The sequence below is a fragment of the Nocardia wallacei genome, assembly GCF_029869545.1.
Lineage (GTDB): Bacteria > Actinomycetota > Actinomycetes > Mycobacteriales > Mycobacteriaceae > Nocardia > Nocardia wallacei_A.
Window position 1 is genome coordinate 54535 of the sequence record NZ_JARWQD010000312.1, and the last position, 9763, is coordinate 64297.

At 69.7% G+C, this 9763-nt stretch carries 8 protein-coding genes; 4 read left to right on the forward strand and 4 right to left on the reverse strand.

Annotated elements, in window-relative coordinates:
* Window positions 1–65: 65 nt before the first annotated feature.
* The 4 genes from QH290_RS28280 to QH290_RS28295 all read right to left on the reverse strand — a co-directional run bounded on the left by QH290_RS28280 (window position 66) and on the right by QH290_RS28295 (window position 5875).
* Window positions 66–2177: a bifunctional phosphatase PAP2/O-acyltransferase family protein gene (locus QH290_RS28280; protein WP_280386211.1), complete on the reverse strand. Its 2112-nt coding sequence runs from the start codon at window positions 2175–2177 to the stop codon at window positions 66–68.
* 174 nt (window positions 2178–2351) lie between these two features.
* Window positions 2352–3563, reverse strand: coding sequence for an esterase/lipase family protein (locus QH290_RS28285; protein ID WP_280263593.1), 1212 nt, complete (start codon window positions 3561–3563; stop codon window positions 2352–2354).
* A gap of 325 nt (window positions 3564–3888) precedes the next feature.
* Complete coding sequence (locus QH290_RS28290; protein WP_280386214.1) at window positions 3889–4800, reverse strand: DMT family transporter; 912 nt, start codon at window positions 4798–4800, stop codon at window positions 3889–3891.
* A 67-nt stretch (window positions 4801–4867) separates the two neighbouring features.
* Window positions 4868–5875: a glycine betaine ABC transporter substrate-binding protein gene (locus QH290_RS28295; protein ID WP_280263598.1), complete on the reverse strand. Its 1008-nt coding sequence runs from the start codon at window positions 5873–5875 to the stop codon at window positions 4868–4870.
* Between the two features lie 244 nt (window positions 5876–6119).
* Here QH290_RS28295 and QH290_RS28300 point away from each other — a divergent pair, with 244 nt between their 5' ends.
* Genes QH290_RS28300 through QH290_RS28315 form a run of 4 tightly spaced genes read left to right on the forward strand, consistent with a single transcriptional unit; the run spans window position 6120 to window position 9637 of the window.
* Window positions 6120–7016: an ABC transporter substrate-binding protein gene (locus QH290_RS28300; protein WP_280263633.1), complete on the forward strand. Its 897-nt coding sequence runs from the start codon at window positions 6120–6122 to the stop codon at window positions 7014–7016.
* A 13-nt stretch (window positions 7017–7029) separates the two neighbouring features.
* Window positions 7030–8202, forward strand: a complete 1173-nt coding sequence (locus tag QH290_RS28305) for an ABC transporter ATP-binding protein (RefSeq protein WP_425301575.1) — start codon at window positions 7030–7032, stop codon at window positions 8200–8202.
* A 5-nt stretch (window positions 8203–8207) separates the two neighbouring features.
* Window positions 8208–8957, forward strand: a complete 750-nt coding sequence (locus QH290_RS28310) for an ABC transporter permease (protein WP_280386222.1) — start codon at window positions 8208–8210, stop codon at window positions 8955–8957.
* Window positions 8954–9637: an ABC transporter permease gene (locus QH290_RS28315; RefSeq protein WP_280386216.1), complete on the forward strand. Its 684-nt coding sequence runs from the start codon at window positions 8954–8956 to the stop codon at window positions 9635–9637. Before QH290_RS28310 ends, QH290_RS28315 begins: the two co-directional genes overlap by 4 nt.
* Window positions 9638–9763 lie beyond the last annotated feature (126 nt).

The window sequence follows — 9763 nt, forward strand, 5'->3', positions numbered from 1 at the left end:
CGGCAGCGCCGTGCCCCACCCGCCCGTCGCCGCGCCGCGACGGCTGCGAGATCAGTTCGCTCAGATTACTCGCCGGAACCGACCGCCGGGCCCGGATCGGCGACTACCGCACCCGCGGTCAATTCGGCCAGGACGCGGGGCAACTCGGCCGCGAACTCCGTCGCGTCGAGCATCGCGGGATCGGCCGAGAGCCCGATCCCGAGCACCCCGCGCCAGCTCAGCACCCCCGCGACCAGGGGTACGCCGGGCGCCGACGGCAGGATCGGAAACACCTGGGCTATCGGCGTATTCGCGAAGGTCAGGTCCCGATCCGGTCCCGCCATATTCGACACGATGGCGTGGAAGAAGCGCCCGCCGTACACGGTGCGGGCGAACCGGCCGAGCGCCGGTTCGGGCAGCAGCCGCAGTCCGGTGGACATCACGAAATGCGATGCCAGCGCCCGGGTTCCGCTGTGCAGGCGGGCACTGCGGCCGCGAATATCGGCCAGTAGCTCGGCCGGGTTCGCCGCGGCGAACCGGACATCGGTCATCACGGCCGCGGTGAGGTTGCCCTCGGCCGTCGAGGACGGCTCGCGCACCATCAGCGGCACCGCCACCCGCAGCCTGCCGCGCAGCGGTCCGGCCCAGTCCGGCCGCAGCCGGTGCAGCGCGGTGACGATGGCCGCGAGTAGCACGTCGGTGACGCGTGCACCGTGCGAATGTGCCACCGCGCGAACGTTTTCCAGCTCCAGCGGCACCACGGCGAAGCTGCGCCGCGCGGAACCGCCGGGCAGTCGTCCCGCCGGGCGCGCATCGGTGGCGAGCTGGGCCAGACCCGTCGCGATCGCCGCCATCCTGGCGCCCCGGCCGGGCCGTGCTCGCGCTCCGTCCCGTCGAGCCCGCCCGTCGACGAGGGTGAGATCGATCGGCGGCCGCAGCAGGTGCAGCGCCTGCACCACGGTGCCGATGCCGTCGGCCACGGTGTGATGCAGCAGGAACAGGACCCCCACAACCCCGGCCGCGGGATCACGCACCAGCACCAGCCGCCACAGCGGCCGGTCGCGCGGCAGCGGTTCGGCGGCCGATTCCGCGACGAGCCGGGCGATATTCGCGGTCCACGGTGCCTCGTCGCCGGGTATCCGAGCCGCCGGTGCCTGCGATTCCCACGGCTCGGCGCCGGGCACCACGCCGATGCCGTCGCTCCGGAATCCGTTGCGGCCGTCCATGTCCGGGTAACGATCGAGGGTTCGCTCGGTGACGTGCCAGGTCCAGTCGATATCCGCGTCGACCCAGCGCGGGCGGCGCCACCGGCCCGGCCGGTGCAGGCGCTGGCGGAAGCGGGGCAGGTGGGCGAGTTCGGCGCGGACCAGGGTTCGGACCTCGTCGGCGGTGGGGCCGCCGTCCGGGCGCGGGTGCAGCACCACCATGCCACCCACCTGCTGCGGCACCCCGGCGTTCTCGACGTGCAGGAAGAACGCGTCGGCGGGCGGCACCGCCGGCGGGCGCGCGTACCACCGATCGACCAGCAGGACGCTGATCACGACGAAGCCGACCGCGATGACGGCATCGAGGATGAAATGGTTCGCGGTCGCCATGATCACGTACACCGTGACGAGCACGTGCAGCGCGCTGAGCACCTGCGCGGTGACCCCGCCCGCGATGCGGGCCAGCACCACGCTCACCCACAGCGCCCAGCCCACGTGCAGCGACGGCACCGCCGCCAGCTGATTGCTGCCGTCCACCAGCGGCGTCCCCCACGACCCCCAGGTCCCGCCCGCGACGACGGTGTCGACGAATCCGAGATCGGGCAGCAGTCGCGGCGGCGTCACCGGGTACACCGCGAAGCACGCGATGGCGAGCACATTCAGCAGCAGGAACGAGTCGCGGGCGCGCGGATAGTCCGCGGGCCGCCGGAAGTACATCCAGAACAGCAGCACGAACGCGGTCAGGATGTAGGTGAACGCGTACTCGTAGTTGGCGAGGGTGGCGAGCCACTCGCGCCCGGCGAGCCAGCGGTTCAGCGACAGCTCGACATCGGCGTGCAGCCACCGCTCGAGCTCGAACAACCCGCGCGCGTTGCGATCGGCCGCGACCCGGCGCTCCGGGCTGTGCAGCGCATCTACCAGTAGATACAGCCCGAACACGGCCAGCCCGACCGCGATGTCCCGTCCCAGGGCGGGCCGCGAGGGAATGCCCACATAACCGTCATAACACAAAGTCGCGCAACCGTTTACGATCTTTCGGCCGTCGCACGAAAAGAGCCCGCCGGGCGGGCGGGTGTCGGACCGCCCGGCGGGCATCCCGGGGTTGTGCGCCGCCCGACGGCTGGAAGGCATGGTCGGACCGTCGAGCGGGGCACAGCTCGAGAACTGTCAGAGCTTGCCGCCACCTCCCAGCAGCCACGGGTTGAAGGTGCACTGCAGCGGCTGCGACGGGTCGAGCGCGTGCAGCGCGATCGACAGCGCCCGCGGCGAGTACATCATCGTCAGGTGGTCCGACAGATCCTGCTCACAACCGTCCTGCAGCAGGACGTTGTTCACCGTCGCCCCCGGCCCGGCCTTCAGGAAGGTCAGGTCGTACGGGTTGGTGACCTCGTCGTAGCGGGTCGCCACGCTGGTGTACTTGATCCCCGGCACGGTGTCACCGTTGGCGTTGAGCTGGTTGATGAAATCCGAACCGATGGTCTGCTGAATCCCCGAGTGGCCCACGAAGATCTCGATCAGACCCAGGATGTCGATGCCGAAGTTGTTGATCGCCCGGCCCAGCGCGCCGATGCCGTCCAGCGACGTTCCGTGATGGGTGGCGCCGTAGGTGATCAGGTTGTTCACCTTGCTGCCGCCGCCCTCGAACTTGGTGTACCAGTTCGACATCGACCCGCCCTGCGAGTGCGCGATGATGTCGACCTTGTCCGAGCCGGTCGCCGCCAGCACCCGATCCACGAACTCGGCCAGCTGCTTGGCCGAATCCTGGATGTACCCGGTGCCCATGGCGCCCGGCAGCACCGAACCCAGGCCGCCGCCCTCGAGCAGGTTCGACCGCCCGTAGTTGAAGGTGAAGGTGCAGTATCCGGCGTCCTTGATCGGCTGGCCCATGAACGCGAATCCGTTGTAGGCGTTCATCCACGTGCCGTGCACCAGCACCACCGGATGGCGGCCGTCGCCCGGCTTGCAGTTCCAGTCGTTGGTGCCCGGCGGCGCCGCATCCGGATTCAACAATCCGTAACCGAAGGCCGCCAGCCACGACGACGACGCCGGACCGTAACCCTTGGTGTCGGAGGCGTATCCGCCCGAGGAGCCCGAGCTGGAACCCGAGCCGCCGTAGCAGTCACCGGACCCGTTACCCGATCCGGCGCCGCTGCCGGACGTGCACGCCGACCCGGAACTGCCGGCGCTGCCGCTGTCTTCCGCGATCGGATGCGCGGCCGGGTCCTTCAACCCCGCACCGATCAGGTCGGCCAATTGCTGCTCAGTGGGCGCCGGAGCGGGATCGGCGTGCACGCCGACCCCCGGCAGCCCGATCGCGAGGATCGCCGCGCCCATCATCACGGCGGCGCGCAGCGGCCTGCGGATGGTCGTTCGTCTCATTCGATACCTTTCTGCACAAGGGTGCGATCCGTTCCGGTGGCGGCTAATTCGGCCACCGCACAGGAACTTCGCAGACGCTAAAACCGACCAGCCCGGAATTGCGTTGGCGCAGCGATAATCCGGAGAAATCACGAAGGTGCAGACCTCGACTGAGGAACTCCCACAGCTGCTTCGGGGACACAAGATCCGGAAATCTCACATGTTTCGAATGCCGGTGACAGTGCGAGATCACAGCACGATAAATGCGAGCTGGAGGTGGCCGTAATCGCCTCGGCGGGTGCGGCTTTCAGGATATCGGTTGCACCGAATATCTCGAGGGCACGCGCTAGTTGAGCGGTGCGCGATTGCCCGATGCCGGATCGGTCGCGTAGAAGGCTTGGGCCAGTGGGGAATGCGCGAGGCCGGAGATGCCCCAGGCGACCAGGGCTCCGGCGGCCGCGATTCCGGCCAGGGCGGCGGGATCGGTGGGGATCGTGACCCGGAAGGCCAGGATGCCGACGATGTAGCTGGCCACCGGGTTGGTGACGCTCATGGCCGCGATCGCCCAGGGCAGCGGGCCCGCGGCGAAGGCGGCCTGTTCCAGCAGCAGGCCGCTCAGGGTGGACAGGGCCAGCAGGTAGCCCGGCCAGTCCGCCGCCGTCGCGGGCACGCCGCGGTGCAGCAGATCCTCGGTGGTGAGCTTCATGAACACCGCGCTCATCGCGAAACAGATGCCCGCGGCGACGGCGACGAGATTGGCGGCGATGCGCATCGCGCAGCGGGCGCTCGCCGCCGCCAGCAGCACCACGAGCCCGGCGGCCGACACCGTCGCCAGCAGCACCCGTCCCCGCTCCGGCTGTCCCGCCAGCGGCGCCGCGCCCTCGACGCTGAACAGCACCGCGAGCCCAGCGCACACCAGCAGCGCATAGGCGAGATCCTGCGGCAGCGGCCGACGTCGCTGCCCCGCCGCCTCCAGGGGCACCGCGAACAGCAACTGGGTCGACATCAGCGGCTGCACCGCCGCAACGGATCCCACCTGCAGCGCCGCGGCCTGCGTGAAGAACCCGGCAAGATTGGTCAGCCACCCCCGCAACCAGGTCCGGCTCCGTAACAGCCGCCGCATCAACATCGACAACCCGGGCACCCGCGCCGCCTCCGGCCGCTCGGCCACCACCCCCCGGGCCGCCCGCTGCTGCAAAAACCCCGCAGCCGCGAACAGGAACGCGGCCAGCACCCCCAGCGCCACTACCAAAACCATGCCGGACCCCCAATAGGCGACCTCCCCTGACAGTACCTCCCTCCCCGCACCCCGCGCGGGGAGTGGGTCAGAGGTCGTGGGAGTCGAGCCAGGCGCGGGCCAGGTCCGAGGGCGAGGCGTGGTCGTCGCGGAGGCGCCGGATGTAGTCGGTGAGTTCGTCCGTGGTGAGTTCGCCCGCAACGTAATTCAGTTTCTTGAGCTGGCGGGCGGTGAGGGTTCCCTTGCGGTAGAGAGGGATTACGCTCTGGGCGCGGAAGGCGTAGCCGGGGTCGGCGATCGGGGTCAGGTCGCCCGCGCCGCCGGGGAGCAGGGCCGCCGGTGCGGTCAACACACCGGCTTGAATCCGGCCTTCCTGCAATGCTTTTCGAAGTTCGGAGTCGTTCGGGTACACAGTGTGGCGGGTGATGTCGCAGCCGTAGACCGTGCGCAGTGGTTCGAGCACGTCGCGACGCGGGTCGGGGGAACGGCGCAGTGGGTCCAGCTCGCTGCCGGTGGCGATGCCGACGTTCAGCTCACCGCAGCGTGGCGCCAGCTCCTGCAGGGAATCGGGGTACTGCCCGGACGCCGCGGCACCGAAGACGAACGCGGGGCGCAGGTCGGTCCCGTCGGCGATATCGGACACCGCCAGCCCCTCGGGCAGGGCACGGCTGACCGCATCGGCGACATCGGGCACGGGAGCCGTGCCCGCCGCAGTGCCGTTCCCGGGCAGCTTGCTCCCCGCCGTCCCCGTGGTCTTCGCCGCCGCGAACTTGTCGGGCAGGCGCGCCTGCGATCCCGAGTCCAGTGCGGTCAGCAGGTCGCCGCTGTCGTCGCCCACCAGCTGCACCGTCCCGGCATCGAGCGCGGCCAGATAGTCGCCGCGCTGCCCGAGCCCGGTCGCGGTGGTGGTGTGCGCACCCGCGCGGGCCAGCGCACCGGCGTAGATCTCGGCAATCAACTCCGACTGCGCCGAATTCCCCGCGCCGACGGTGATCGTCGCTCCCGACTCGCCGTCCGAGCAGGAAACGGCCAGCGTAGCGGCCATGATAGCGACCACGGCACGCACCGCGGTCCGCACCGATGCGGCCAACTCCATCCGGCGACACCCACTCCCGATAGATAGTAAGAACGACACCCGGCTGACAGTATGGACAGCCAGAAGGTGGCCGTCCCGCAGACGAATCGTAGTCGGAGCACGCGCCGGCCCACCTGGTAGCACCGGGCCATCGGAAGGACCTGCAGTGAAATCCTCGAACTCCCCGGCCGCACGCCGGCGCGGCCTGCGCCCCGCCTGGACCGCCGCACGCTTCCTCGCCACCGCCGTCGCGCTGGCGGCCGCGATGGCCCTGTCGGCCTGCGGCGGCAACAGCGACCCGCTGTCGAGCGGCTCCGGCGACTGCGACGGCGACACGAACCAGCTCACCATCGGCTCGGCCAACTTCCCGGAATCCGAGACCGTCGCCAATGTCTACGCGGAAGCGTTGCGCGCCAACGGTTTCAGCATCGACACCAAGCTCAATATCGGCAGCCGCGAGGCCTACATCCCAGCGCTGCGCCAATGCTCGATCGGCCTGATCCCGGACTACACCGGCAATCTGCTGCAGTACCTGGACAAGTCGGCGACCGCCACGTCGGCCGATCAGGTGAACCAGGCCCTGACCGCGGCACTCGGCGACCAGCTCGCCATCGGCACCCCGGCCCCCGGCGAGGATTCCGACGCCGTGGTCGTCACCCGCGCCACCGCCGACAAATGGAATCTGCGCTCGATCGGCGACCTGGCTCCGCATTCGGCCGAGGTGAGCTTCGGTGCGCCCTCGGAGTTCTCCGAGCGCACCTACGGGCTGCCCGGCCTGAAGACCAACTACGGTCTCGATATCGCCAAGGACAAGTTCGTCCCGATCGGCGACGGCGGCGGCCCGGCGACCGTGCGCGCGCTGACCTCCGGCCAGGTGACCGCGGCCGACATCTTCACCACCTCCCCGGCCATCAAGGAGAACAACCTGGTGGTGCTGGAGGATCCGAAGAACAACTTCGCCGCCCAGAACGTGGTGCCGCTGCTGAATGCGAAGAAGAAGTCGGACAGGGCGTTGCGGGTGCTCGACGCGGTCTCGGCGAAATTGACTACGGCGGAACTGGTCTCGCTCAACGAGGCCGTCTCCGGCGCCGCCAAGACCGAGCCCGCAGCCGCAGCCGAGGCGTGGGTGACCGCGCAGGGGCTGGACAAGCCGATCGGTTAGGAGACTCACGCCCGTGGGTGAGGGAACAGCGGACACCGCCGAGCTCGCGATCGAGTTCAGCGGGGTCACCAAGACCTATCCGGATGGCACCACCGCCGTCACCGATCTGGATCTGCGCATCGACTCCGGCTCGTTCACCGTCTTCGTGGGCCCGTCGGGCTGCGGCAAGACCACGTCGATGCGGATGATCAACCGGATGATCGTGCCCACCTCGGGCACCATCACCGTGTCCGGCCAGGATATTTCGACCGTCGACCCGGTGCGGTTGCGGCTCGGCATCGGCTACGTGATCCAGAGCGGCGGGCTGCTGCCGCACCGCACCGTGCTCGACAATGTCGCGACCGTCCCCGTGCTGCGCGGCCGGACCCGCCGCGCCGCGCGCCGGGCAGCGCTCGAGGTGCTGGACCGGGTGGGCCTGGATCGCGGTCTGGCCGGGCGGTATCCGGCACAGCTGTCGGGCGGGCAGCAGCAGCGCGTGGGCGTCGCGCGGGCGCTGGCCGCGGATCCGCCGATCCTGCTGATGGACGAGCCCTTCAGCGCCGTGGACCCGGTGGTGCGCGAGGAGCTGCAGGCGGAGATGCAGCGCCTGCAGGCGGAACTGCACAAGACGATCGTGTTCGTCACCCACGACATCGACGAGGCGATCAAGCTCGGCGACCGGATCGCGGTCTTCGCCCGCGGCGGCGTGCTGCAGCAGTACGACCCGCCGCAGCAACTGCTGGCCCAGCCCGCCACCGACTTCGTGGCGGGCTTCGCCGGTCGCGACCGCGGCTATCGGGGGCTGTCGTTCCGCAGCGCCGAAGACGTTGTGCTGCACGACATCCGCACCGCCACCACCGAGGAGGTGTCCGGCCTGCGCCTGGAGCCGGGCGAATGGGTGCTGGTCGTCGACGAGCGGCGGCACCCGCTCGGCTGGGTGGATGTCACGGGCGTCGAGGGGGTGCGCGCCGGGCACGCGTGGGCCGACAGCATGTCCGCCGGTGGGTCGCTGTTCGTCCCCGGCGGCGACCTGCGCCAGGCCCTGGACGCGGCCATCTCCTCACCGTCGGGAATCGGTGTGGCCGTAGACAGTTCGGGCGCGGCTCGCGGCGGAGTGCTCGCGACCGAGATCATCGAACTGCTCGCCCGGCAGCGCGAGGGCGAAGACGCCGCCCGCAACCGGCACTTCTTCGAGTCGGAGGTGTGACGGCTGTGAAGTATCTCGTCGACAATTTCTCGGAGATCGCCGGATTCACGCGCACGCACCTCTACCTGGCACTGGTTCCGCTGCTCATCGGCCTGGTGATCGCGATCCCGGTCGGCACGCTGGTGCGCCGCGTCCCGTGGATTCGCCGCACCACCGTCACCGTGGCCAGTCTCGCCTACACCATTCCGTCGCTCGCACTGTTCGTGATCATTCCGCCGCTGGTCGGCATCCCCGCCATCGATCCGCTGAATGTCGTTATCGCACTGAGCATCTACTCGGTCGCGCTGCTGGTGATCGCGGTGCCGGTGGCGCTGGATTCGGTGTCGGCGGCCGTGCTCGACGCCTCCGACGCCATCGGATACTCCCGCCTGCGGCGCGCCCTCACCGTCGAATTCCCGTTGGCGATACCGGTTTTCGTGGCCAATCTGCGGGTGGTCGCGGTCACCAACATCTCGATGGTGACCGTCGGCGCGCTGATCGGTGTGGGCGGGCTCGGCAAGCTGTTCACCCAGGGATATCAGCGCAACTACCCGGACGAGATCGTCGCCGGGATCATCGTCGTGCTGGTGCTGGCGCTGGTCGTGGACCGGGTGCTGTATCTGATCGGCCGCTGGTGCACGCCGTGGCTGCGGACCGATCGCCCGTCCCTGGCGCGGCGGCTGCGCACGGCCGTCGACCCGGCACAACGCGTGGCTCCCTCGGCGAGCGGCGGCGCATCGGAGGGCACCGACACATCGAAAGGCGTTGGCGCATGAATCTTTTCATCGACGCCTGGCACTATCTCACCGATTCTGCGAACTGGGGAGGCAGCTCCGGCATCGACCATCGGCTGCTGGAACATCTGTGGTACAGCTTCCTGGCCGTCGCGCTGTCGGCGGTGATCGCGATCCCGATCGGCCTGCTGGTCGGCCACACCCGCCGCGGCGCCGCCCTGATCGTCGGATTCGCCAACGCCATGCGCGCCCTGCCCACCCTGGGCCTGCTGACCTTCGTGGTGCTGCTGCTCGGGCTCGGCCTGATTCCGCCGCTGCTGGCGCTGATCACCGTCGGCATTCCGCCGCTGCTGGCCGGGGCCTACGCCGGAATCGCCAACGTGCACCCGGATGTGGTCGATGCCTCCCGGGCGATGGGCATGACCGAGGGCCAGGTGCTGTTCCGCGTGGAGGTCCCCAACGCGCTGCCGGTCCTGCTGACCGGCCTGCGCTCGGCCACCCTGCAGGTCGTCGCGACCGCCACCATCGCCGCCTACGTCAACCTCGGCGGTCTGGGCCGCTACATCTTCGACGGCATCAGCCTCTACAAATACGACCGAGTCCTGGTGGGCGCGCTGCTCGTCGCCGCACTGGCACTGGCCCTGGACGCGATACTGGCCGTCGCAGTGTGGGCAAGCGCCCCCGGCACCGGCCGCCTGCACCGACGTACCGTCGGCGACTAGCGGCCGACGACACTTCAGGCAATGCCGTCCGGACATGCGAAAGGCGCCTCGCTCACCATTGAACGCGGCGCCTTCGTCATCCAAACAGCCTGTTACGCAACGCCTTCCGCACGCGCGGTGGAGGCC

What these genes read in the sequence shown, in the direction of transcription:
- QH290_RS28300 (WP_280263633.1), top strand. Translation starts at nt 6,120, where the DNA reads ATGGCCCTGTCGGCCTGCGGCGGCAACAGCGACCCGCTGTCGAGCGGC.
- QH290_RS28315 (WP_280386216.1), top strand. Translation starts at nt 8,954, where the DNA reads ATGAATCTTTTCATCGACGCCTGGCACTATCTCACCGATTCTGCGAAC.
- QH290_RS28290 (WP_280386214.1), bottom strand. Translation starts at nt 4,800, where the DNA reads ATGGTTTTGGTAGTGGCGCTGGGGGTGCTGGCCGCGTTCCTGTTCGCG.
- QH290_RS28285 (WP_280263593.1), bottom strand. Translation starts at nt 3,563, where the DNA reads ATGAGACGAACGACCATCCGCAGGCCGCTGCGCGCCGCCGTGATGATG.
- QH290_RS28295 (WP_280263598.1), bottom strand. Translation starts at nt 5,875, where the DNA reads ATGGAGTTGGCCGCATCGGTGCGGACCGCGGTGCGTGCCGTGGTCGCT.